The sequence below is a fragment of the Xenorhabdus kozodoii genome (genome assembly GCF_002632875.1).
In the GTDB taxonomy this organism is placed as follows: domain Bacteria; phylum Pseudomonadota; class Gammaproteobacteria; order Enterobacterales; family Enterobacteriaceae; genus Xenorhabdus; species Xenorhabdus kozodoii.
Map to the genome: position 1 here is coordinate 1 of NZ_NJCX01000024.1, position 25,311 is coordinate 25,311.

General features: G+C 43.9%; 26 protein-coding genes, 1 tRNA gene and 1 pseudogene. All 28 read right to left on the reverse strand.

Going from position 1 to position 25,311, the window contains the following annotated elements; genetic code table 11:
- Positions 1–118: 118 nt before the first annotated feature.
- Entirely contained in the window at positions 119–325 is a 207-nt protein-coding gene (locus tag Xkoz_RS15180) for a hypothetical protein (protein WP_208615274.1), read from the reverse strand.
- Positions 326–437: 112 nt separating this feature from the next.
- Complete coding sequence (locus tag Xkoz_RS25015) at positions 438–590, reverse strand: TOPRIM nucleotidyl transferase/hydrolase domain-containing protein (RefSeq protein ID WP_339373902.1); 153 nt, start codon at positions 588–590, stop codon at positions 438–440.
- An 8-nt stretch (positions 591–598) separates the two neighbouring features.
- The gene (locus tag Xkoz_RS15185; RefSeq protein WP_099142910.1) at positions 599–1,915 is read right to left on the reverse strand and encodes a hypothetical protein; all 1,317 of its coding nucleotides are present in this window, start codon (positions 1,913–1,915) and stop codon (positions 599–601) included.
- Positions 1,908–3,719: an acyl-CoA dehydrogenase family protein gene (locus Xkoz_RS15190; protein WP_099142911.1), complete on the reverse strand. Its 1,812-nt coding sequence runs from the start codon at positions 3,717–3,719 to the stop codon at positions 1,908–1,910. The genes Xkoz_RS15185 and Xkoz_RS15190 overlap by 8 nt, the downstream gene beginning before the upstream one ends.
- A 2-nt stretch (positions 3,720–3,721) precedes the next feature.
- A complete protein-coding gene (locus Xkoz_RS15195; protein ID WP_099142912.1) occupies positions 3,722–4,702 on the reverse strand; it encodes a hypothetical protein in 981 nt (326 codons plus the stop codon).
- Complete coding sequence (locus Xkoz_RS15200) at positions 4,696–5,226, reverse strand: hypothetical protein (protein ID WP_099142913.1); 531 nt, start codon at positions 5,224–5,226, stop codon at positions 4,696–4,698. Before Xkoz_RS15200 ends, Xkoz_RS15195 begins: the two co-directional genes overlap by 7 nt.
- A complete protein-coding gene (locus Xkoz_RS15205; RefSeq protein ID WP_099142914.1) occupies positions 5,226–6,053 on the reverse strand; it encodes a hypothetical protein in 828 nt (275 codons plus the stop codon). The genes Xkoz_RS15200 and Xkoz_RS15205 overlap by 1 nt, the downstream gene beginning before the upstream one ends.
- Positions 6,046–6,954: a hypothetical protein gene (locus Xkoz_RS15210; protein WP_141554428.1), complete on the reverse strand. Its 909-nt coding sequence runs from the start codon at positions 6,952–6,954 to the stop codon at positions 6,046–6,048. Before Xkoz_RS15210 ends, Xkoz_RS15205 begins: the two co-directional genes overlap by 8 nt.
- Before the next feature lie 142 nt (positions 6,955–7,096).
- Complete coding sequence (locus tag Xkoz_RS15215) at positions 7,097–8,239, reverse strand: type III PLP-dependent enzyme domain-containing protein (RefSeq protein ID WP_099142916.1); 1,143 nt, start codon at positions 8,237–8,239, stop codon at positions 7,097–7,099.
- Between the two features lie 31 nt (positions 8,240–8,270).
- Entirely contained in the window at positions 8,271–9,746 is a 1,476-nt protein-coding gene (locus Xkoz_RS15220; protein ID WP_099142917.1) for a class I adenylate-forming enzyme family protein, read from the reverse strand.
- A 41-nt stretch (positions 9,747–9,787) separates the two neighbouring features.
- Positions 9,788–10,963, reverse strand: coding sequence for a hypothetical protein (locus Xkoz_RS15225; RefSeq protein WP_141554429.1), 1,176 nt, complete (start codon positions 10,961–10,963; stop codon positions 9,788–9,790).
- A 4-nt stretch (positions 10,964–10,967) separates the two neighbouring features.
- Positions 10,968–11,882 (reverse strand): alpha/beta hydrolase, encoded by a 915-nt coding sequence (locus Xkoz_RS15230; RefSeq protein ID WP_099142919.1) that lies wholly within the window; start codon positions 11,880–11,882, stop codon positions 10,968–10,970.
- A gap of 1 nt (position 11,883) precedes the next feature.
- Complete coding sequence (locus tag Xkoz_RS15235) at positions 11,884–12,660, reverse strand: outer membrane lipoprotein-sorting protein (RefSeq protein WP_099142920.1); 777 nt, start codon at positions 12,658–12,660, stop codon at positions 11,884–11,886.
- On the reverse strand, positions 12,653–13,879 hold the full coding sequence (locus Xkoz_RS15240; RefSeq protein ID WP_099142921.1) for an ABC transporter permease: 1,227 nt from the start codon (positions 13,877–13,879) through the stop codon (positions 12,653–12,655). The genes Xkoz_RS15235 and Xkoz_RS15240 overlap by 8 nt, the downstream gene beginning before the upstream one ends.
- A complete protein-coding gene (locus Xkoz_RS15245) occupies positions 13,879–14,259 on the reverse strand; it encodes a hypothetical protein (RefSeq protein ID WP_141554430.1) in 381 nt (126 codons plus the stop codon). The genes Xkoz_RS15240 and Xkoz_RS15245 overlap by 1 nt, the downstream gene beginning before the upstream one ends.
- Positions 14,260–14,270: 11 nt before the next feature.
- Positions 14,271–14,948 carry a hypothetical protein gene (locus Xkoz_RS15250; RefSeq protein ID WP_099142923.1) on the reverse strand — a complete coding sequence of 226 codons (678 nt, stop codon included), beginning with the start codon at positions 14,946–14,948 and terminating at the stop codon, positions 14,271–14,273.
- Positions 14,941–15,630 carry an ABC transporter ATP-binding protein gene (locus Xkoz_RS15255; RefSeq protein WP_167386603.1) on the reverse strand — a complete coding sequence of 230 codons (690 nt, stop codon included), beginning with the start codon at positions 15,628–15,630 and terminating at the stop codon, positions 14,941–14,943. The genes Xkoz_RS15250 and Xkoz_RS15255 overlap by 8 nt, the downstream gene beginning before the upstream one ends.
- Complete coding sequence (locus Xkoz_RS15260) at positions 15,620–16,372, reverse strand: hypothetical protein (protein WP_099142925.1); 753 nt, start codon at positions 16,370–16,372, stop codon at positions 15,620–15,622. Before Xkoz_RS15260 ends, Xkoz_RS15255 begins: the two co-directional genes overlap by 11 nt.
- 10 nt (positions 16,373–16,382) lie before the next feature.
- A complete protein-coding gene (locus Xkoz_RS15265) occupies positions 16,383–16,625 on the reverse strand; it encodes an acyl carrier protein (protein WP_099142926.1) in 243 nt (80 codons plus the stop codon).
- A gap of 41 nt (positions 16,626–16,666) precedes the next feature.
- Positions 16,667–16,927, reverse strand: a complete 261-nt coding sequence (locus Xkoz_RS25950) for a 2TM domain-containing protein (protein ID WP_099142927.1) — start codon at positions 16,925–16,927, stop codon at positions 16,667–16,669.
- Positions 16,928–16,933: 6 nt separating this feature from the next.
- Positions 16,934–17,503: a methyltransferase family protein gene (locus Xkoz_RS15275; RefSeq protein ID WP_099142928.1), complete on the reverse strand. Its 570-nt coding sequence runs from the start codon at positions 17,501–17,503 to the stop codon at positions 16,934–16,936.
- 476 nt (positions 17,504–17,979) lie between these two features.
- A pseudogene (locus tag Xkoz_RS23085) lies at positions 17,980–18,156 on the reverse strand (integrase arm-type DNA-binding domain-containing protein); the annotation flags it as partial.
- A 165-nt stretch (positions 18,157–18,321) separates the two neighbouring features.
- Positions 18,322–18,397 (reverse strand) — tRNA-Phe (locus tag Xkoz_RS15285).
- Between the two features lie 129 nt (positions 18,398–18,526).
- Positions 18,527–19,099, reverse strand: coding sequence for a division control transcriptional repressor DicD (gene dicD / locus Xkoz_RS15290; protein WP_099142929.1), 573 nt, complete (start codon positions 19,097–19,099; stop codon positions 18,527–18,529).
- Positions 19,100–19,117: 18 nt separating this feature from the next.
- Positions 19,118–20,887, reverse strand: a complete 1,770-nt coding sequence (locus Xkoz_RS15295) for a protein-disulfide reductase DsbD (protein WP_099142969.1) — start codon at positions 20,885–20,887, stop codon at positions 19,118–19,120.
- Positions 20,888–21,104: 217 nt separating this feature from the next.
- Entirely contained in the window at positions 21,105–22,406 is a 1,302-nt protein-coding gene (locus tag Xkoz_RS15300; RefSeq protein ID WP_099142930.1) for an anaerobic C4-dicarboxylate transporter, read from the reverse strand.
- 795 nt (positions 22,407–23,201) lie between these two features.
- A complete protein-coding gene (locus tag Xkoz_RS15305; RefSeq protein WP_099142931.1) occupies positions 23,202–24,113 on the reverse strand; it encodes an AEC family transporter in 912 nt (303 codons plus the stop codon).
- Between the two features lie 137 nt (positions 24,114–24,250).
- On the reverse strand, positions 24,251–24,814 hold the full coding sequence (locus tag Xkoz_RS15310; RefSeq protein WP_099142932.1) for a TauD/TfdA family dioxygenase: 564 nt from the start codon (positions 24,812–24,814) through the stop codon (positions 24,251–24,253).
- Positions 24,815–25,311 lie beyond the last annotated feature (497 nt).

The following is a 25,311-nucleotide window of genomic DNA, read 5'->3' on the forward strand; positions in this document are numbered from 1 at the left end:
CACAGAAAATTTCCACTAATTTGTTCATTGCCTGTTCCTCCCCAGAGCGGTTTTTGGCGTGCACCAAAACTTTGCTCTTGGAACAGGCACTTCGTCAATCCCTTACCCAGAATTCGGGTTAATTAGGATATTGCAGTCCTTTTGTGGTTAGATAGGGCGATTGCCCGGCGACAGTTTGCGCCATCAGTGTCGCAACTTTTTCGGCAATCGGTTGTGTGGGATAATGGGTTTCTTTGGTTGGATTGGTTTTTGGTAAAGGCAATGCCAGCGCATCTGCAACAATTTTTGCTGCTTCAAGAATAGTGATCCCCTTAGTTTTTGCCACTAAATCCAGCCCATCGCCATAGTTTGGGCCTCATAACGGCAGGTAGAGAGTGACAATCCAGCCAGTCTGCAGGCACGACTTTGCGACAGACCAACTACTGAATGTGCTGAAATCAGCGAGCCTTACCGAGCGGTTGTTTCGTGTCGGCAAGGGGATCCCAGTCGGTTATAACAGAAAATGGCAGACCGAAGCTGCCAGCAAGTTTTATATAAGGAACAAAATTGGTACCGGCTACATTACAAATGGTGATACCAAGTTGATCCACGCTTTCCTTTAGAAAAATGTATAGTTGAAATTAACACCAACAAGAGAATTGACAGGAGTCATTGCCCCTTCGCCTTGAGCAGTTGTTTGCAGCATGATGAAAGGCTTAAGGTACAGATGGGAAGTTAAAGGGTACTGACCTTCGGTCCATAACGTTAAGCTGTTATCTTCAAGACCGTAAATCAGATTAACCTCAACCGATCCCTGCGTGAAGCGGTCAATGCTGTCGTAACGAACTGAAGCGTAATAGCGACGTAAGTAGTTATTTTGCATCAATCTAGCAGAATCACCAAGCATGGAAATATAGGAATTACCATTTTGTAACCAAGGAATTATCCCATCATCAGAGAGGGTTCTGGCCACTGACTTTTGCCTGCTAACCCAGTGATCCCACTCCCGGTCGTTCATCCCATCTCCGTTATAAAAAAAGGTTCCTTCTACACTCCCTCCTTGCTGTAATGCATAACGGAGCGTCACTAGCAACTTCTGCCAGTTACGCCCATGAGTATTTTGTTTATAAGCATATCGCGCAGGTAAAGCCCCGTTGGAACCCAATGATATTTCCGGGCTTACCTCTACCAACCGTGGGATGTCACGATTTTTACTGAGAAGATATTCGCTATAAAGTGTCCATTGTTCTCCAATACCCTGACTCCAGGTTGCCCCCCAGCGAGGCTTATAGCTTGCTGATTTTTCAGCAATAAGACTTACTTCCATTTCATCCAACTGGAACAAGCCTCGACCCGCAAATTGCTGACTCGTACTCATTGATCCTTTTTTGCTGGCATCCGCCCAAATAAAATCATATGAAATCGTGTTAGTGCTTCCCTGCCAGCGCACCATAGGTTCGCCTTCACGGTGAAAGTAATCGATCCTGTTTATACCCAAAGTACTTTTGGGCTGATTATAACGGCCAAAAAAATCGATAGGGTGAAATAAACTATCCTGGCTCCAATGAACAGCTAATTTTCCTGCTGTTAAGCGCTGAGTTTGTGCTTCATTTGTTGCTGTCATACCGCCGGTCAGCAGGCGTATCTCATGCTTTTCTGTATGATCATGCTGTTGCCAGCCTAGAGCGATGCTCACATCGCCCTGTATATAATCGTTAATAATGGCTTGAGAGGATAACAGTGATTCCACATCAAAAACCTGAGAGCCTGTTGAACTGTAACGGGTAGGAGATACAGGAGATGATTTCTGATACTTTTGTACAGAGTAACGCCCCTGCGCTGAAAGATGGGACTGCAACTCAACAGCCTGTGCAGTACCAAATGCATAAAATAAAAATGCGGCAGTTGCCGCATTCACGAAAATACATTTATACATCCACTTCATTCCTAGCGAATGCCGCGTTTGACACACTACCTGACTGCAACAAATAGCGAACCTGATGTGCTTTAGCTATCGTCATAGGAAGTGATGTGCCGATAAAGTAGTTTGCCGTGGAAAGTTTTCCTTCTCTGACTCGAATGTCATTACACCCGCTCGCGGAACTCGCTGCTTCAAGAAGGCACCAGGCAATGATCACTTCAGCGACCATCTCCATCAGGATATTGGCGCAGGCAGGCACACTAAGCATTTGCCCTCTGAGCACATATTCACCAATTTCCCTCAAACTGGAATCCAATAAAATGGTGGATTGTTCAAGTTGCTCAGCCATCTCTTTCAGCTCAGTATGCATTTTCGCCTGTTCTGTAAAGGTTAACAGCCGTTGGTGCAGCTCTTGAAGCCCGTGAGTGTCACGCAATCCCATGCCGAGCTTATCCCTGAGAAGGAACTGAGCTTGAATGTGGTTCGTGCCTTCCCATATCGATAATATTTTGCAATCTCTTGCGTACTGTTCTACAGGGTATTTCGTTAGATAGCCGTTACCTCCCAGTACCTGAATGGCATTTTCAGCGACAACCCACGCTTTATTTGAGCAATAAGCCTTTACTAACGGTGTCAGAAGTTCAAAGAAAGCTAATTGCTTTTCTGCCACCTGCGAATTATCTAGCTTTTTAGCCTGAAGATAGTGAGTTTCTGCCACACCTAATTTGCCAAGCAATGCCCGACAGCCTTCTGTCAGCGCTTTCATTTCAGAGAGCATACGTTGTACATCGGGATGATCGATAATCGGTAATGAAGGCGCTTGGGCACTCATTGCTCGGTTAAATTGCTTGCCCTGGACACGATGGTGTGCATAGTTCAACGCGTTGAGATAGGCACTCGATGCCATCCCTAACGCGTAAATACCAGTACTGATACGTGCAGGTGTCATCATGCTTAACAGCTGTACGAGACCGATATTTTCTTTCTCTCCCATCAGATAGCCATAGCAGTTGCCATGCTCACCGAAGCGAAGGTGTGTATTGGCACAACCTTTCAGGCCCATTTTCTGTACGACTTCGCTACAACGTACTTGATTATCCTGCCCATTATCGAAGCGGGGAATAATAAAGCACGACAGTCCCAGTACACCAGCTGGTGCGTTCTTGATACGCGCCAGTACAAACCACACCATGTTCTCCGTCAGAGAATGCATGCCTGCTGAGATGAAGCGTTTTTCACCAGTTATTAAATAGCGTCCATCTGGCTGGCGTTCAGCCTGTGCAGAAATTCGGCTCAGGTCGCTGCCTGCATCGGCTTCAGTGATGCAAAGGCATGACGTCCAACGATATTCAGCAAGGGGAGGACCATAGGTTTCACGCTGTTGGGGACTACCAAACCGGTTAAGCAGTTGCAATGCTGGTTCGTTAAAACCCACGTACGTCATAAATGATGGATGGGCGCCCATGAACATTTCCAGAACGGCATACATTATCAGTGGTGGTAATCCGAGCCCCCCCTGTTCACGCGATTTCAGTCGATCTCCCCACTCTTCCCGAAAACTTACCAGCAGTGTGCCGTAGCTTTCAGGAACATGGACTTTGCCAGCGGGATCCAGCCAGCATTCCTGTTTATCCGCTTGCTGATAACTGGCAGACAACGTCAGCTCCGCGAAATCTGCCGCTTCTTGTAATATCTGATCGACTAATGCCCGGTTTAACCACGGACAATATGACTCCAGCCACTCTTCAGTCTGATTCTGTTGCCAGATAACAAAACGTATATCTTCCAGAGGTGCGCGATAGATCGAGGTGTTTTTCATAGTCACTCCATGTGTAAAGGCACTGATAAATCGAGGTCATTCGAACTTAATTCGGTAAGGAAATATTGATTATCAGCATAGCGATACTGCGGATCACAATAATCCGGCATGTAACCGTTACGAATAGGATGAGGCGGTACAAGAACTGGTCTGTATACTTTTGGCTCAGAGGCTGCTTCTGCAGGCGAAATGTGCGAGTGCACGACAATACAACCCACGCGTCCTCCCGCGGCTAAAGTGGTAATAATCAAAGGGTGGGCAAGTGGACGCCTCAACTCACGGTGAAGTTCGTGCACGGGTTTCATAGCTAGAAGATGGCAAACATCTGTTTCCATACTGGGACGTTGCTTAAGACGGCTCATCACCTCTGGAAACCAGCAGAACAATCCCGCCCAAAGGTGCGCTGACCATCCAGTTGCAATTGAAAACGAAACCCAATCAGCGGACTGATGAGCCGTACTGTTTACATCAAGCCATTCTCCGTACCGTCTGACCAGCAGCTCAGTTCCCCGCAACCCAGGGGGTTTGGCAAACAGTGAACAAGCCGAGAGAACAATGTCACCTTCCTGGGGCTGACATTTATGTACTACCATCCGGGCTATACCCGGTTTCGCCTGCAAGCCTTCACCACCTTTGCCCAATCCTGCGCTGTCAAGACGTTCCTGAACGAAAGAACTGGACGTTTCAAGCACCCAGAGTTCAGCTGTGTGAAAAGGGCTGCGTTCAAACTCCAGAATGGCAGCATACCAACTGGCACATGCCATTGAGACAAAGGCGCACTGGGGTCGCAGTTGCTGACGAGACCCTTTACTCATCCATTCAGAAACTTTTCTTTGCTGAAGTATTCCTTGCTCGCCAGAGCTGCAAAAAAGAAATAATTCAGGATCTATTGCATCTTCGCCTGGTGCAGGCAGCGACTCAGGCAGTTCGCCAGTGTCAGATACAGGAAAAATACGCAAATCGCGCAGGACCACGTTTAACATCCTGTCTTTCCATCTAGCTCTTTAATGTTAAGGCGTCCCAAGTCAGCGATAAATTCATACCACCCTTGCATTCCCTTTTCAGTCATTTGGGCATACCAGCACAAAGTCAGAGAATTATTGCCTGCCTCCAGAGGGTGCCGGATAATCGATTCTTCAATAGAAAGCAAGCTGTATCCAGCCTGATAGATGCGTTTAACTTCGGCATCTACCTGATGCACCAAGAAAATATCGTCTTCCAGCATGCGAGCTGGCAAACGTCTTCCACCTGGCATCATTGCCGTCATTACACAATATTCTAGAGGCTGCAGCCTGTTAAATGCAGCAAAAATTATGTGCTCAAGAAGATGGTATTTTTCCTGAAATCCACACAACACAGGCGCCTGAAAGACCGGTTTTGGAATACGGCTAAGCGAGGAATAGTCGTCTACGCTCTCCAGTGGAAGTATCCGGGCATCTGCCCGCCAGGCCTTCTGGCTAAAAGGGGAACCGCTGAGCCGCCCATTAAAGATATGATTTGGTTGCATTATTCCTCCTCCCTAAAAGTGAATTTCCCGTCATGTGCCAGGCTGACATCCGCCATTGCCCAGTACCCGTTCAACGCCACCGATGTTGCCAGTAAACGCTCATCTGGTACGGCCTGACTGGCGTATTCAATCAGTGAGATCCATGGATCTGCACCGAAACAGTGCCCCAACAGTGGATGTAGGTCTGGTAATGAGTCCGCCTGTGGCAACAGACGCTGGAACAGTTGCGTCACCTGCTTTGGGAAAAAGGGAAGTGCTAGTTTATGGGGATGTTTTACTTCGAGGTACTGACGTACCGCGATACTAAACTCAGCAATAAAATTACTTGTTTTAGCCACGCCCACCTGTAAGCAATTAATCGCGTCAGCTCCCACACGGAACAGCAGAGTAGCGATACCAAATCCCGACTTCCCCCAGTCAGGATTTGCCTCCCAGAAAGACAAATTTAGTAGATTCAGATCGACGATAGTTATCATGACATACGGTGATGAGCTCGGGTGTGTCAGCGCTTGGCGTAGGCAATAGCCCCAACTGGCACATTCATATGCGTTTACCAGAACGTCCGGAACCGCCTGGGTGTACTGTTCCATTTGCTGTTGCAGGCAATCCCAGTCAATTAGTCGGTTGGCAAAGGCAAGATCCATAATGGTGGAGCACATAAAATGACGCTCAGGAAGCGGCCCGTCCCATCCTTGCAGACATTCAGAGATATGCTTACCTACCCGACAGGCCAGAGCAGGAGATAGATTTTCAAGCGAATCGTCAACTGAAATCAGTGGCGTTGAGGTACGGGCAAATGATGCCCGGACGAGTTGCAAGTCAGACATAGTTTTTCGCCCGATGGCGTTGGCAAATTTCCATCAGGCAGCGATAAGAACTGCCCTCCATTTTGGTGAATCCCAGCAGATCTCGTTGATCACTTAAAAGCGTTACGCTCCGTTGCTCAACCAAGTCATATAACAACGCATTGGAGCTGAATTTTAGCGCCATCACCTCATCTTCTGAGTAGCGGTTAAAACACCGCTGTGAAGCAAGCATTTTTGCCACCGATGTCAAATATTCTCTGGTTTCATGTTGCTGAGCATTTAGGATCAGACGTCCCTGCTGCTCCAACCAATGAAGATGTTGCATAAGCGAAAAGACAAATCGGGGACGAACAAAAGTGAGGAACTGTTTTACTGCCATCAAACCGCCGCGGCGTAACGCTCCGCTCTGGTTGACCCGAAAGCTGCCGTTAATGTTGCCAAGCTGAACATTTCCGTCCAGCCACGGAGCACCAATAGCTGACCTTTGCAATTGTGAACAGGCTTCTGGCGGTAATAACCAGGCTTGAGGGATCATTTGGCCTGGTCGTGCCAGGATGACAATAGCAAACTCACAGTCCAGTGCCCCAATTCCCCACTCTTTGTCAATTGTAATCTGCCAGTTTTGCTGATCAGTCTCGACGACCTGAGACCGCCACTGATGTAATGATGGACCACCGGCATCCGTCATCAGAAAAGCACCTCGTTTGCCCTCCTTGACCCAGTTTACAACTTGCTGATTCTGAGTTTCATCTCCAGACAAAGTCAGCATGATGTTGCCAAACAGGCCGATAATACGAGTAAAATAGCTGCCGAGTCCTTCGATGCATACGGCTTCAACATAACTGTCCAGCAGTGGTAAACATTGAATGTCAGGCAAAGGAAAGGAAGTTGCTGAAACAGCTAAAGGGCTAAAAGCCGTCATCGGGTCTTCTATGATCATCCGAGAATCGAGATGGCGCATCACACTGTGATTGATCAACCCGAGTACCGAAGCCGGCATGGACTGATAGGACTCGAGATGGCGTGTGATAACCATACCAAACTCGTTAAAACCATTGAGTAAATCACGAGATAACATAGTACGCCGCCTCCTTTAATCCTAGAAAACGGTTTACTGTGTAAGTGCTATGATATGCACCACACTGATCAAACAGCAGAATATCGCCAGCCTGAATATCCTCTCCTGGATAGTGACCAATAACGTCATCGCGACTGCAGGTTGATCCAACCAGTATTGTTTTTTGGTCAGCGTTATTCTCCAGAGGAATCTGACTTCCTTTCCTGACACAGTAAGGCTGGCGCATCCTGCGAAAGCTGTTTTCCGTCTGACACAGCAGGAAGTTCTGATTCATCCCCCCGTCACAAATGGCGTAATGTTGGCCCGCAATGCGTTTCGTGCCCACAACTGTTGTCATGAACACACCACACGATGCAAACGTCGCACGGCCAGCTTCATGGACGAGTTCAATATGTTGAGGAAAACGTGACAATGCCTGATGGTACGCTGCAAAGCTTTCCTGTAGTCCCCACCAATGTTCACCAAACCCACCACCTAAGTTAACCAGTGCGATATCGGAACCGTAGCTTTCTTCAATCAGGGGAATGAGGGCTAATGCTGCTCTGGCAATGTATGTTGCGAAACGCTGAAAGGTGTGTGAACCACCAAACAAATGAAAACCCAGAAGCTGTACTTTTTCATTGTCCCGAATATAGCGGGCTGCAGCCAGAAGACTGGTCAGATCCATACCAAAATGGTCTTTACGTATTGCTGGTGCATCCGGAAGCAAGGACGAAACAACATCCACATTGCAGCGTAAAATCACCGGCTGTAAAGGACGGTTCCCTGCCAGTGCAATAAGTTGTTGGAGCTGCTCCTGAGTATCGATAATAAAAAATGCTTTTGCGGCAATACCGGCACGCATCAGATTTTTATCCATCGATGGGTTGTTGATGTAAATCTTGTTACAGTTCACAGCCAGATTCAGTTCTTTGAGCGAAGCGACCTCAACCCCGCGGTCTATGAGACGTAAATTCAACTCAACGGAAGGATTAGCTTTAATGGAAATAATAACTGGTGTGCCCAGTTCTTTTTCCAGCGCATTGATATTGTCCTTCAGTACTGTTGGATCGTAAATATAGCAGGGGGACTCAAATGAGAATTGGCCGCCCGACAGGCCCTGTTCGAGTCTATTAATAATACCTGTCACGTTTGCCTCGTGGTTTTAACTATGTTGGTTATTAAAGTAGTTGAGTTAAAGCTTTTTTATCTACTTTCCCATTCTGATTGATCGGCCAGTTGTCAATAAATTCAATTCGACGTGGTAAATAAGGAGCATCGAAATGTTGTTGTAACCAGTTAGTGAGCGTGGACTTATCCAGAGATGTTTCAGTTCTGACAAACAAGCAGGCGTGTTCGTCTCCGTCTTCTCCTCTTATTCCAACCACAGCACAATCCAACACGTCAGTGTGTTTTTCCGTTATGGCTTCCAGATTTCGCGGATAAAGGCAAAAACCAGCTTGCTTAATCAGCTCTTTTTCGCGGCCACGAAAGTAAAAGTCACCATCCTGGTCATAACTGAACAAATCTCCCGTAGACAGCCAGTTATCATCACGATAATCCCCTGCAATAATCAGCGCACCGGCACCATTATCCGCTCGAGTATAACCCTGCATGAGAGAGCTTCCGCGGACATACAGCATGCCAATCTCACCCGGTTCACATTCTTTCAGGCAGGTTCTACCGTTGTGTTGCACTTCTGTAAAGACTTTAGCTTCAAGGCCGGGCATCGGCTTGCCGACAGAGTTCGGTTTGAGCTCGACCTTATCGACGGGAAGGAACAGCGCACGCTTAGACTCGGTCAGTCCGTACATCAACATGACATCAGCTGTAGGGAATACCTGCTTAAGATTCTGTACCACCATTTCAGGTAAATGCCCGCCAGTGTTGGTAAGTAGCCGGACGCAATCGAACTGTTGCTTAAGTGCGTTGCCGAGTTTCGCCAGTCCACCACCCAAGGCAGGCACTAGAGGGATCACACTGGGTTGCTCATGTTTTATCAATTTTAACAACTGCATTGCGTTGCATGACTGAGGCGCAAGAACGACTCTACACCCTACATAAAACCCAAAAAGCACCTGATACAGGCCGTAATCAAAATGAAGTGGCGGTGCACAGAGCAGCGTGTCATCAACATGCAAATTCAGATAGCTTGTAATTGAGCGAAGTGCTGAAAGGACGTTTGCATGGGAAAGCATGATACCTTTAGGCACCCCAGTACTACCTGAACTATAAATTATCAAAGCCAAATCACTGCCCGTCACTCGCGGCGGTGTACGAAAAATAAATTGTTCTGTTCGCACTGCAGATTCATACGCTTGCCATGTTTTCGCTGCCACATCGACGACTTGGCATGCACCACAGTCTGAGGCTATAGCGTCGAGGGATTCCGGCCGCGTATGAGGTGGAAGCGGACTAACAACCACCCCCAGATGCCATGCCGCCACCATGATGGCAACGCTTTCGGTTGAAGCCGCCGTAAGCAATAATAACCGGTCACCATGTTTCAGCTTCCTATCGATTAACTGATTATGCCAGTACTCAATTCGATCTGAAGTTAATACTTTTTCGCCCTCAGAACGTATTTCAGGCACAGGCCGACCCAAAGTTAATTCATCATAAATATCTGCAAGTGAATGCATTATATAACTTTGCATAAATCCTACTGTAGTGAAGTGATTGACTTACGTCTCTTTCCTTAGAATGACAAATTTAAACGATGACAAAATCGCTCTAAATAATTCAATGACAACGCTGCGCACAGCATGCCTGTCAATGACGATGAACCTTCTTTTGCCTTAGCGTAATACTTATTGCTGGGCACGAGGTTAACGTAGTCATTGATTGCCGATTGCGTGTTTTTTAACTTTAACGATCGGAAAAAAAGGTTGCCTGATTCAGGGGCTTCTAATGAAAAAATTTCACTGTCATCTTTCGCCCGCAGAGTTTCTTCAATGTTTGTAGCGTCGAAATATAAGGTGCTTTCGAAACCCAGTTTTTTTGCGATGGTAGTAACAGCACGTTGCCTCTCGCTAATGACCAGGTTTCTGTACCACAACCATTCAGAATCAGCATTGCCCTTCGGGAACCATTCAGCGATTTCAGGCATCCTGACTTCATTCCAGTATTTCTGCAGTATTTTATGTCCTGATCGCGATAAGTTATGCTGCTTAAACCGTTTAGCTGCGTCAAAGTCCTGCGGCAGGAGATCATTGTTCAGCTGGACAGTGTAAGAGTCTGCATGCAGGTTCCTCAATCGGTTAAAAAGACGCAGCAATCCTAGGTCACCATACGCTTCACCTGTTAACGCGGTCAGGTACGGAATAGCATTGAGCATCATCACATTTGGGGACAATGAAGGATTTATCACCCTACCATTCTTTGCTCCAGCAAAACCTATTCCAACGGGAAAAGTCTGACAATGATGGATCGTATGATGCTCACACAGTACCTGCTCGCGTCCTCGCACCCAAGTAATCTGTGCACCCGGTGCCAATTGATATACTCCTAGAAAGGGGGTACGCGGTGCCGAAATAAAACCTGTGGCAATCAAATCTGCAAGACACTGATAATCAATATCTACACTTGTTTTCCCTGTCAATTTCAGAAGATGTGGCAATCTGCTGGAAAACACAACCTGTTCTTCATCAGCCACATAGTAAAGCGGTGGTTGGCTCCATCTATCACGCTTAATGGTCAGGGTTTCATTTTCACAGTCCCACTGCGTGTTAATCAGAACGTCATTTTGTCCGTTAGATAATGCTGTAGCTACTGAACCGGCTATACGTCCATTTGCGTAGTACCAGCGACAATCAGCATCAGGCCAGGTGTATTCTTTCTTACCACACCAGCCATACAGAATTTCCATTGGCATGTTCTTATTTTCCCCCTGCATATGTTGCAATAGTATTGCGCAACCACAATCCTATCAGGGTGGAGGCGATTACGAGGATGCTGAAATGACCCATTCGACTGACACAATGTGCTTCACGCAGAATTCCGGGGGCCAAATGCCAGTTAAGTAAGCTGAATACTGCATCTGGTAGCATGACTTCATCCTCGTACCCAGCCATCACGTATACCGGTAGGGTTAAATGTTCAAGCGTCTTCTCGAGGTGATGACAACAATAACTCTGAAGAAAACGATAGCTGTAGCTCCGCCAAGGTTGCTCAGCATCACGGCGTACCCGCAGAACACGGATTTTCTGCAATGGCTTCAGCGTGGCGCCAATGCTATGCCGCAACAGCGAGTAACGAAACTGCTGACGTACCTCAAACTTCGAGGTAGGGTGTTCACAGGGTTTACGGTGATACCGACCATAGTGAATAAAATGATAAGCTGGCTTAATATGACGGTAGTATTCCATATGGCCAAAGAAAACAGGAGCCACTAGATACAATGCTGCAACAGGCGATGTTGGTTTTGATGCCAGATAGCTGATCGCCAGTGAACTGCTTCCTGAATGAGCGGCTAATACTAGGGGAATCCCTGGATGATTCGAAAGAATGGTCTCTATCATGTCGCTCAGGTCATCCTGCAACTGACCAATGTAATCGACATCACCAGGCTTGCATTGTGAATCACCCAGCCCGCGCAAGCCGGGGCTGTAGACGATAGCTGCACTAGACTTCACCAAGTGCTGACAGCAGGAAACATAGTCCTCACCTGACAATCCAAATCCTGGTAATAACAACAATATTGCCTGTGGCTGTGAATAGCTATAACAACGGTAGCTAATACGGTATTCATCGCGCATGATGAATACCCCTGTTTCATTCTCTTGAGTCATCATGTCAGTCCCGGATTATCGCATTTAGCAGGTTATCTTTTTTAAAGATCCCAGCAGGAAATGCCTTGGGCTTAAACTGCCCCAGCGTCATGACGGTGTAACGATCAGGTTGAACGGGATTGATCAATTTCATTCGTTCAACCCGGGTCTGCCCATTGTCGGTAACGTAATGCTCGTAATGAATTTCCTTAATTAGCTTCTGCGATGCCGTATAGTGCAGACTCATACGAGGTAATTGTGTCTGTGGATCAATCAGGTAAACCACGCGCTGATAGCTTTGTCTGCTATTATGCGCAACAAGCGTCAGCTCTGTTAGTTTCTGGTCATTCTGTATAATGTCGCGTTGCTGCTTCAGGTCATAATCATCAAAATTGGTGTTAATTACATCCCCGTTGCTTGCTTCCCCTAAGAGTCGCTGGCTGGGTGAAATGCGTAACACACGGTTGGAAGTCGGCAGAGATAGCCACATATTGTCACCTTCAACCAAGATGCGCCGCCCGAAAGAACTCTGAGGCTGACGAAACAGTATCAGTATTTGCTGGTGGGACTGGAATAACACATCAAGAACGCTTTGTGCTTCTTCTGTATCATTGCGGTACGACTGAGCCTTCAGTGAAAAGCTGAAAGCCCCAGTCAGACCCCGAAGTTGGCTAAGTTGCTGAAACCATTTTTCTTGATCTTTTGCTGATGCCTGAGTTGTACAGATACTCAAAATGACGCCGAGCAGGCAACCCCATACCGCTGTAAATCTGAACCGATCACATTTGAATCTATCAAGCATGATTAAGCGCCTTTGTAATGACCAATTTTCCTGCGCGCATGGCAGGCAGTAGGCTGCATACCAGCGACATAGTTACACTTGCACAAAAGGCATGAAAATAAAGTTGAGGCGTCAAAAGTATTCGCATGGGGTAAGTCACCGTATTACCCGGAGGTGTTGGCATCATCACACCAGAGTTATTAAGGATTATTGCCAGTAACCACGCCAAGACAATGCCGCTCAACCCACCCAGAATGCCAAGGATTCCGCCTTCCAGCACAAATAACCTGATAACTTCTCCACGGCTTGCACCAATAGCACGAATAACGCCAATTTCGCGGGTTCTTTCCACCACGTTCATCGACAGGGCGTGTGATACCGCAAAAGCAGCCACGGCCAACAGAATGATATTCACGAAGGTAAAAATTGCGTTGAATAAACCAACAACCTGTCGGTAATACGTTGCTAACTGATACCAGGTGCGCACTTCAACTTTATCTGTATCAATGCCAAGACCAGTAGATAACAGTTTTGCTGTGCGATCAGTTTTATTGGTGTCATTCAGCAACACAACTATTCGCGTTGCACCTTTGCTCAACATGAAATCCTGCACCATTGCCAGATTGGCGTATGCTGTACGAAGATCGCGCTCCATCACACCGGTCGTCACAATACCAGACACGGTAACATCCATGGCATTGATGGTCTGATTTACTGCAGTACCCAAGATCGTCAGGGTATCTCCCACTTTGACATTCAGCGCACGCGCCAACGCACCACCGAGTAATATGCTCTGCTTCTGCTCGGGAAAGAGACTACTGCCTAACTGCACCTGAATAGCAGAACTGAGGATGGCTTCTTTGTCAGAATCAATTCCAACAAGATGCGTAGACATCTGTGCATCTCCATTGGTAATGAGCACATCTGTTTCGAGTCGTTCAGTTACGATCTCAACATCGGGTTGTTTTCCTGCCAGTGTCATGATGCGATTTTTCAAGGCTTCCGGTAACAGCATGCTGGTATCACTAAGCGCGCCGTATTGGTTAAATCCACGACTAAAAAACTGTATATGCCCCAGCTGGGAACGGATCATGCTTTCCCGTAATCCCTGATACATTGACTCGCAAAATCCAGAAAAAAGCAAAATCGCTGCCAGCGCCAGAGCAATGTTCGTGATGGAAAGTATGGTTCTACGCTTGTTGCGCAATAAATTTCGAAAGGCAAGTTTAAATCTGACCATTACGCCACCTGCCGTAGTGTTTCAAGATGCTGACATAACACTTCCTGGGTGCGAAACAGGCAATTAAGGTGCGCATTTTTACGGAGCACTCTGAAGCTGAGCAATTTATTGCCATGTTCACTGGTAAACTTCGACATGGCAACTGGATCGAAGAGCTTATTTTCTTCAGAGGCAAGCAAAAGTGTTGGTAAAGGCAGTGTAGTCGGTTGACGCAGAGTTAATGCATTGGCCATTTCGTAAAGGCGATAGCGTAATTCTTCTGTATGAGCAGTTTTCACTTTTGCTGGGACGGCCAGCGTCTCAGTAAGCAATGCTACCTTCTCGTTAATCTGTTCAAAATTAATCACTATTACGGTTTCCTGTACATCTGTTGCTATCACTGATTTTTCACTTACAGCTGTTTTTGAGCACGTTCACTCCAAACGCCGGCATCCAAAGAAGCAGCTTGTTGCCAGAGCTTAATTGCCTGAGCTTTGTCCTTTTCAGCAACTATCTCAGCAAGATCGAATAGCAACATTGCCCGAAGCTCTGACGTTTTCTTGCTCACAGGAATGACAGTCAGTAGATAGTTAAGATCTTGTTCTGCCAGTGAACGTTTTCCCAAAAAAGTCGGTGTCTTGCTGGCAGTGATCGCACGCTGCAAGCGAGGCCCTATATCGTACGGTTCCATCATTACTGCGCGATCAAGTTGACGAAAACCTTTATTAACGAGCGACATCGCTTTCATACTATCTATGTTTTCCTGACCCGCTTGTATACAAAATAGACTTCCTTGGATCGCTATTAGAAGTGCATCTTCAGGCAGCTTCTGTCTCGCCTGATTTATTGTGGACTCCATTTCAGCCATAGTCGGAGAATCCGTGGTTCCCAAAAGTGTAATGCTTACCAGCGATAACTGGCGCCATTGCTGCTCGGTTCGATCTACTGTCGGTATTGCAAGAAGCTCCTCACGCATGGCCTGTTGCGAACTTTCGATAGCGGGTATTGCTGGTGGATATTGAACATCAGGTTGTGCCAGCACCGAACTGCTACAGAACAAAAGACAAAATGAATAGAAAATCTTAACCATTAGTACTCTTCTCTTTACCGTCCTGCATAACGATTACTTTATCTGCCCATCGTGTTTGCGATAGATCATGTGTGACAAGCAACACGGCAACCTGGTGACGCTGACACAAATTTTTAAGTAGGGCTATGACACTCTCTTTGTTATCACTGTCGAGATTCGCCGTGGGTTCATCTGCTACGATCAGCTGCGGATTACCTGCCAAGGCCCGAGCTATTGCAACTCTTTGCATCTGGCCGCCGGACAATTCAGTTACTTTCGCATGGAGATGGTCTTTGAGTCCTACAGCAAATAGCAGAGCTTCAGCCTTTTCATTTGCATCATCTGCCTGACGGATATCGAGCGCATAGCGCACGTTTTCCAGGGCAGAAAGCACAGGGATAAGATGGAAATCCTGAAAGATGAAGCCGATCTTCTCTTTGCGTAACCGGGAAAGCTGGCGATCATTTAACGAGCTTACATCGGTGCCAAAAAGCGTCAGCACTCCTGTATCAGGAAGTTCCAGGGCTCCACAAAGATTAAGAAGAGTACTTTTGCCGCTGCCACTTTCGCCTGTAATAGCCAAAAACTCGCCTCGGTGAAGGCTGAACGAAATTGACTTCAGCGCTTCAATCTCCACCTTACCTCGCTGGTAACGTTTACCAACATGCTGAGCATTAATGATTTCGGTTGTATCATTTACCATAAAACAAACCATTTACCTTAAGGCCTAAATCCTGACTTTCTTTCACAAGCCAGAGTGGTTGGCTGTCTAACTGCTGGTATCGTTTCCATGCCTCAAGTGATTTGGTTTTCCAACTATCCGAATTGGCATCGTCCTCATTAGCCATATTCAGATATAGATGCGTCAAAGCTAACCAGCCCGAAGCAGCCAGATCTTTTGGCACACCTTCTTCTAAAAGAACAGGTTTTATCCGTTGCTCAATAACCAGAGCATTAGCCTCGCTGTCGCCGATATCCGGTACAGAAATAAAGGCCCATAATGCAAGAAGTTGCACATCAAGCTGAGCAGGGAGAGCATCAGATGTTTGCTTTAACTGAGCCAGAGCCTGCTTAAGCTGATAGAGTTTGCGCTGACCGAACAGCAAATCAAGACGCGTCCCAGCAATCTTAGCGTTAATGGCTGCGGACAACGCTTCAAGTTCAGTTGTAGTGTTACCTTGCGCTTGTTCTGTTTTGACTACTTCTGCAGCTTTCTCTAAGTAATTGTGTAGGAAGTAGATCAAACCGATCGTTTTTGCGTCAGAGGCTATCGAATTCTCCGTTTGTGTTGCGATAAAAGCCTGTTCCTCTTCGCTCAGCGGAATCTCAGTGAACTTTATCGGCCAGGCTCCTGAAAGCCAGGCGATAACGTTTCCTATCACAAAAGTGATGAGAGTACCCCTCAAAGCTATCATGAGCGGTTTTTTCTTTTTTACATTCAGCATTGCACGTGTCTCACACCGGGAGGCTGCTTTCGGTCATGCGTGCGTCAATCTCACGCAGGGTAGAATGCTCATCAAATATAAGATCATCGAAATCGGCTACGTTAGGATAGATCATCTGGCAGGCAAGGATTAATTCAACGACATTTAATGAATCAATTCCTAACTGACCGAGGGGAAAATCGGCATCGACAGTATCGGTTTTTAGGATATTAGCAACTTTATTGCAAAGTTGTTCAAGTGCTGTCTGTGACATGATTATATGACTTCCTTATGGTTTATTATTGATTCGGTTTATTACACCAACTCTCTGGCAAGCATTTTTTTCCAGATCAAAGAGGGCCATCCAGTAAAGGTTATTAAGGCATGAATCAGTAAGCCTAATAACCAGCTCAGAAGCGGATATATAAACCAGATGGTTTCAAAATTAAATAAATTGATTATGGCTAAGGCCACATTAACAATAATATAAATTGTTAAATGTAAGCCGAATGCAATCTTCCTCCGTGCACGGTATATCACGCGCTCATATTCATTGTGCAAAGGCAATTGTGGCACCCTTTATTAAATAATGAACGGTATTAATCTCCAGCTTTTTTTCTTATAGTCAGGGTAATGGTCCGGAAAACTTAAAAGCAGTGCTTTTTCTTCAATTCTGATACGCCACAGGAAAGCCAGAGTAACGGGGATCACTGATGCCAATATTGACAGCAGATTTCCGAGGGAAAGCCCCATTCCAAAGAATGCTATAATAACGCTAAGGTAGGCTGGATGACGGATGTAACGGTATACACCATTCGTTATCAACTGATGATCATCGAGAATAGCCACGTTTACCGTGAAGAATTTTTTTAATTTGTATATCAAGTGCCAGCGTAACAATAAACCAGCTATAATCATAAATAGCCCAAACCAAGTTAACACTTCATCTTGACGGGCAAAGCGAAATTCTTTCGATTTACTTAGCCAAAATGCAATAATTAATGCGCCGTAAGTAATAATCTTTATTATTATTTCAGAACGTCCATCAACTATATTAGAAGTGTTGTTATTAGTTCTTTTTAACGAGCCAATAATTGTTTCTGAAACTATCCATAAAAGACCAATCGCTAAAGAAACATAGCTGAAAAGCATCCTTACCCCACTATAACTGCAATTTATCTTTATCAGGAATAAACCAATTCAAGAAGTGAGTTGTTAAATAGAGATAACAACTATGAGGAATTAAATCCATCCTTGAATTTGGCCATGCATCCAGCACTATTTATGTAAAAAAACTGAAAATTTATCGTGAAGAACTTTGAGTGTTTTGAATAATAACATCGATAATTGTAAAATCAAGAAATAATTCTATATAATTGAGTTTATGTCATTAATTATTTTGAAATGTGATAAATGTCAAATTTTCGTGATGTTTTAAATTAAATTGCTACGGGTAATCTAGACACTTTTGAACCGTTGTTGGACTGTACCAGTATCGATAGACAATACCCATGCGGCGGTCAGTGACGGCACGATTATCGTGCGGGATACCGATAAGCAGACACAGGATGTGGCTGACTTAAGCCGCGATACCGACAACGCCGCCGAGTGTAGTGGTCAAGAAATGCCGGATAGACACCGAACGCCAGCCGGTCTTCCTTTTTATCGGTGGGGCGGTAATACTTCATCCGCCAGTATTTTGAGCCGCGTGACGAGACTTCTAAATAGAGGCCACCGCCATCGGCGAGTTTGTAGGTTCTTTCTTTGGGGTTTGCGGTTTAGATTTGTCGTGCGTTTAGTTTCATTATTAAGGGCATTCCTTTAATCGAACGGTAAGTGCCCCGGATTATGCCCTTCGCTGTATCTTGATTGCAACAGACGAAACTAGACCTAAAAATAAAAAAGGGTGTTGATTTTGCAAGGTTTGTGAGAAATTGTTTGACTGGGCTGGACTTCACTGGAAGTTGAAGTGGTGCCCGGAGGCGGAATCGAACCACCGACACGAGGATTTTCAATCCTCTGCTCTACCGACTGAGCTATCCGGGCTAACGGGGCGCATTAAACCGTATTCAGCCTAATCCGTCAAACACTTTCTGCGAAAAAACCATGAAAAATGACTGCTTGCTGTATTTTTATACCAACTTGGTGTGGTTATTCAGCGAGTGCTGCTTTTTATTAACTTAATGCGCCATTTTTTCGGCATTTTGCGATGGTTAGAATATCTTGAGCCAGCAGTTTCGCAGTGATCACATCTTCAAGCTCTCTTTTTACTAATAGTTTACTGAGGCATCCCTCAAGGATAAGTTCCATCTGTTTGGCGACTTGTTGACTGTCATCAATATCAAGCTGTTGTAATAATTCTTCCGTGTAATGGAAAGAATTTTGTTTTTGCAATTCTGCTAATTGGTGGATTGGGTGGTTAACGTCAGGAAAAGCGCTGCAAGCCGCAATAAACAGGCAGCCTGGATAGCGCTGTTCCTGTACTTTTTCCTTGAGAGCGTCGTAGCGTGCCAGTAATTTCTGCTCAGGGCTTAAGATCTCATCCAACAGGATTTGGCGTTGCCAGATTTCAATTTGTTGACTGTGATAGCGCAGGCAATCATAGAGTAAGGCTTCACGATCAGGCCAAAAATGTTTTATGTGGCTGATATCAATATCAAGGGGAGCTAAAAGTGTCTCCAGTGTTGCTGATAGGCCATGTTGTTCTAATAAGTTCAGGGAATGGCTAAGCACATATTCTCGTTGCACGGTGGCTCTCCTTCCAGATTATTTTTGTTGTATATATTGTTGTATTTGCAGTATATGCTGATTAAAACGCTGGGCATCCATAAAGCCATTGACTCGCAAATCGGTTAGCTCTTTTCCTTTATCGAAAAACAAGATAGTGGGGAGACCCAGCACTTGCAGCTTTTGCAACAATTCTTTTTGTTTTGGGGCGTTATTCGTGACATCTGCCTGTAATAAGAGGAATTGACTTAATTGTGCCTGTACTTGTGGATCACTGAAAGTATATTTTTCAAACTCTTTGCAGGCTACACACCAGTCAGCATAGAGATCTAACATAATCGGTCGTTGGTGATCCTCAGCCAGAATTTGACTTAATTCTTGCCAATCAGTGACCTGTTGAAATTGCAAATGGGTTTTTTGTTGTTCCGCCACGGGAGTTCCCCACACCCAATCTTGCAAAGGGCGTGAAGCAATGAGCGCCAGAACCAGCAAGATAAGTTGTAAAGTTCGTATCCAGCCGTTTTTACTGTTTAAGGTTAATGCGAATGCCCAACCAAGGAAAGAAACGGCTAAGAGGCTCCACAGTTTTATGCCCCATGCGTCACCAAGCACGCGTTCCAACAGGAAGACGGGCAGGGCCAGTATAATAAATCCGAAGGCTTCTTTAACGTATTGCATCCACGGGCCGCTACGGGGCAGGAGTTTGTGGCCAAATAGTGTGACGGCGATAAGTGGTAATCCCATTCCCAATGCGTAGAGGTACAAAGTCAAACCTCCGACCCATGTATCACCAGTTTGGGCGATATAAAGCAAGATGGCACTGAGTGGGGCGGTCGTGCAGGGGGAGGCGATTAACCCTGCCAAGGCGCCCATCACGAATACGCCAATGTATGATCCGCTTTGCTGTTGGTTGCTCCAATCCACGAGGCGAGTTTGGAGCGAAGAGGGAAGCTGTAATGTATATAGCCCAAACATTGATAAGGCGAGCAAAATAAATAGCACTGACAACCCGACAAGAATGTAAGGATTTTGCAGGGCAGCTTGAAATTGTAAGCCAGCCGCCGCGACGACCAAACCAAGTGCCGTGTAAGTGAGTGCCATTCCCTGAACGTAACTCACGGCAAGCCAAAAGATCCGTTTCAGGCTTTCGGGGCGTTTTTGACCCAAAATAATGCTGGAAATCAGCGGATACATGGGCAGTATGCAGGGCGTAAAAGCGATACCGATGCCAATTAACAACGCCCAGAGTGGCGAAAAGGGAACATCATCGGATTTGGATGGTATATCTCCCTGCTGCGAAGGTGTGTCTGCTTTATTTATCGCTATGTGGGTTGATGCCGTCGTTTCAGGATTGGGTGGAATGGAGGCAGCAACAGCTTGTAATGGCACATTTAGGGTTTCAGGTGGATAACAATAACCCGCTTCTGCGCATCCTTGGTATGTGACTTGAATAGCGCCGTCGTTGGTGGCAGAGAGAATGGGAACATCAATCCGCGCCGACTGGAAATAGACCTCGGTCTCACCAAAAAACTCATCTTCATGTGCCACAGCTTTAGCGTACGTCATTTTACCCAATGATGCTCCCTGGGCAGGAATGATGTTGAACTGTTTTCGATAGAGGTAATAACCCGGTTGGATCTCCCAGCTCAGCGTGAGTTTATTGCCTTGTTGCTGAAAATCAAACATAAATGCCTGATCGGCAGGAAGGTAGGAACTTTTCCCTGGGGGCTCAAACAGTGCACTGGCTTTGACAGGAGACAGCGCAATCCCGCTGAACAGTAGAAACAACATAAGAATACGTTTCATCATAAGATAATCTTTCTTCATTACCCTGCCTGTATCGTGGGTTTGATTCGTGAAATTTATCGGGATCTGCACTATAACCGATGAGACTCACAGCAGAAAGTCACTTGCCTAATATTAAGACAATACTGGGTTTTTAACAGGAAAAGATGTGCAGGGAAGGGAAATTTCAGGGGCGGGTACACCCCTGAAATAACAATGCCAGATAATCGAAAGGGTGAAATTACAAGATGACACCACCAAACAGGAAACCAAATGTCACGGCTAATACCACGGCAATGGTGCCCGGAATAAAGAATGGGTGGTTAAAGACAAAACGCCCGATACGGGTAGTTCCGGTATCATCCATCTGTACGGCTGCAACCAGTGTCGGGTAAGTTGGCAGGATAAACAGGCCAGATACCGCCGGGAAAGACGCAATCGCTGTTAATGGCGTGACACTCAGTGCCAGAGCCATTGGCATCAATGCCTTTGCTGTTACAGCTTGTGAATAGAGCAAGGCAGAACAGAAGAAGAAAATAACTGCCAACAGCCACGGTTGGGCGTGAATCAAACTCCCTGCGGTCTCTTTGATCCAGTCAAGGTTGGCTTGTACAAACGTATCGCCCAACCATGCAACCCCCATAATACAGATAACTGCACTCATTCCAGCTTTAAAAGTACTTGAATTTAAAATTGCATCGGTATTAATAGAGCAAGTAATCGTTGTGATGGTAGCAATACTTAGCATAATGATAAGGATTGCACTGGTGGTATTCATAAGAGGTTTTTCTATTAAACCAACACTTGGGCTGTTAATAATCGCGTAAATAACGATCCCCATAACCCCTAACAGAAACAGCAGTACAGAAAATTTAGCTTTTGGTTTAATCTCAATTTTATGACTACCACGTAGTTCCACCAGACCATCTGCAAGGCGTTGTTGATAGATAGGGTCATTAGATAATTTGGCATCGAAGAACCATGAAATTATAAATGACATCAAAATAACGGCAGCAAACGATGAAGGAATTATTATCGACAACATCTGAATATAGCTAATACCTTTCCCTTCCATAACAGAAGACATATAGACTACTGCCGCGGAGATTGGCGAAGATGTGAGTCCAATTTGTGCAGCTACGACGGCTGTTGATAATGGTCGACATGGTTTAATGCCTTGTTCTTTTGCTACTTCGGCAATTACCGGTTGTGTTGCTAGGGAAATATTTCCTGTTCCAGCTAGCAGTGTCAGACAATAAGTAACGATTGGTGCAAGGATGGTGATATATTTTGGATTCTTTCGCAGTAATTTTTCAGTTTGATGAACCAAATAATCTAGTCCACCAGCCACTTGCATGACAGAGATAGCTGCAATAACTCCCATAATAATTGAAATAACATCAAATGGAATACTACCTGGTTTGACGCCGATCATAGACAAAATTAAAACACCAAATCCTCCGGCAAAACCAATACCAATTCCCCCTAGTCGTGCACCCAAAAAAATGGCCAGCAGAACGATAGCTAATTCTACGGCTAACATATTACTTACTCCTTAGTTTTTAATGTTATGAAAGTTTTTTGTTAAATTATAGTGTTGTTTTTTAAGTTAAAGGCGATATTATCTGAATCATTGTTCCAAAAAGTAGCGTGTTATTAACTGATTTATACCAGTCCAACTTCAAGTTGTAGATTGCAAGTCAATGTGAGTGTTTATATCTCCCCGCTGGTCGGGGAGATATAAGACGCATCTTGAAAGGCGACTGGTATAGATACAAAGTGTTTATTTAGCAGTGAGTAAGAGTTATTCCGTCGAAGTAGCTCATGAATAATTCTCCTACTTATAGTCGTATTGTAATTGATTAACTATTTGATTTACAATAAGAATATTTGTATTGAGTTTGTTCATTATCAATGAATCTTATTTTATACTGAATGTTTTTATTTACTGAGTAATTTTATAGAGATTACACTATTGTATATTGTTTTAACACAAACTTTTCGTGTTTTTATAGGTATGAATTACATTTAATGTTTGATATAAAGGTTGGTTAGGGTTAGGAACCAGAATTTGGTCTTAATATTTTATAAGTGATTTTAATGTAAATATTATGTTGCAATTACTATACGTAATATACTCATTTAACTCAAGATGCTGGTTTGCTATGATCTATAATAACTTAAAATCAATATGCTAAAATTCAGGCATTATGCATCTTCAGGTTTGTTGCGTATAGAGGGGAAATTAATGTTCGTGGAATAATATGAGCCATATTATAGCTCATATTATAGTTTGGCTACATATCAGACAGAAATTAGAAAGAAATTTATTAATTTTTCAACTGACAATATTGTTAAGTAGGGCTATAGAAGTTGGCACGGTAATAACAGCAAGGATTGTACTTAACATTACTGAAAGAGCTGCTTGTTCTGGATGTAAGTTAAGATTACTTGCAATAACAACTACATTACCAGCCATAGGTGTAGCTAACATTAATATTATTACAGTTAGTAAATCATCAGGAACATTCATGATGTAATAAAAGAATAATATTCCAATAGCAGGATATATTAGATGTTTCCATAGTAATGCAAAAAAAGAAAACTTCCAATCAATACTTATCTTATAAAAAGAAGCTAGAGTAATTCCAATAACCATCATACCCAGAACGCTATAGGCTCCTTTAAAATTTTCTAATGTAGAAATTAATATTGTGTTTAATATAATATCATTGCTTTTAAAGATTATCCCCAATACTGCGGAATAAATAATAGGCAGTCTAATGATCTTCATTAGACATTCTCTAGTGCTTAGATTACCTTTTGCTGTAATGAAATAACCTACAGTAAATTCATATAAATTAATCCCGATTATAATAAAAATAGTAATAGCTATTTGATTAGGATCGAAAATAGAAAAGGCTATAGGTAACGCAAAATAACCAGTATTACCCGTTCCTCCTGCGAACCCAAATAAATTGGATTTATTACAATTCCATAATTTCTTTCCTACGAAATAAGCTATGGATGCTGAAATGGATGCTGTAAAAAAACCTGCTATTGAATATGAAAAATAAGTAAAATTGGAAGGAGATTGTATTATTGAGATAAAAATAACAACAGGGGATATAATATATATTAGTAATGATGATATATCCTTTGTTTTTAATTTTAATTTCTTTCCAATAAAAAATCCTGTTAAAGTAATAAGCATTAATAATAATGTTCTAATCATGACTTCAAAAAACATAAATCACCTAATTTTATTGAAATTCAGCCTAAAAAATAAATATTTCTTCATAATGGTGGAACGTTGATAATTATGAATATTCCTTACTTCACGCGATGCTAAAAGTAAGGAAGTGTCCTGAAATTTTAACTTGTTATTTAGTAGGCTATAGCTTTACTTAATTCAATTACAGTAGCTGCTGGAATTATAGATGAGCCATAACATCGCTGAAGCCAGCGCTCTCCTTTCACTTCACCTCTGCCATGTACGCACCTTAAGTTATTAAATATTAAAAGATTTCCTGGGTTCCATTCTTGAGTGAAAACGACATCATCAATGGCGTCATGTAAGCGAGATAAAGCATTTTGTGCTTTTTCATTTATACCTACTGTATTATGAAATGCTACTTTCATTTCGTAAATACCATCAATGCTATCTAATACAGATGTGTTGGCTTTTTTACAGTCAACATTAAATGTAGCAGGAGCAGTGTGGATATATAATTTGCTCATTAATGTGTTTATTTCGTCTTCTGATATTCTTTCTAACGCTTCGCTAAGTGAAGCTAATTTTGTACCTGTCTTATATCTATCAGTCAAACATATTAACGATAATGTATGTGGTCTGATATTTCTGTTTAAATAGGCAGCATCAGTGTGATAATCAAATTCTACTGTCCCATTACTAGATGGTATGTTTTCTTTAGATTTAACAGGAACAATTTCGTGGACAAGGGCACCATTTTTTCTTCTTTATATGAAAATGGACTAAAACCTAATGCACTACTTACTCCAATAATACTAAGTTCTGAGATGATTCCTTTTTCCTTTGAGGCAGTTCCATCGGTTGGGAATGAGGGTATAATTTTATCTATGGGAATGTTAGAGAACTGAATGTAACCTTTTCCAAAGTTAATTTCATTACGGAGATTTTGAATATGAGGTAAAAAATTTTCGGCAACTTATTTACTTTTAATAATTATGTCATTGTTAATTTTTGTTGTGTTTTTACTTATTTTATAAAGCTCATCTTGCCATAATTGACGAGTTTCATGAGGTATAACGATCTTCACTGACTTATCCTTTTCTAATACATTTAATATATATGTATTCCAAGGATACAATGTATTTTACTTGTGTAAATAAACAATAAATATTGTTGTGTAATGAAAATTATTGCATTATGTGAAATGGATGTTGTCTTGATCTTTTAATTCATC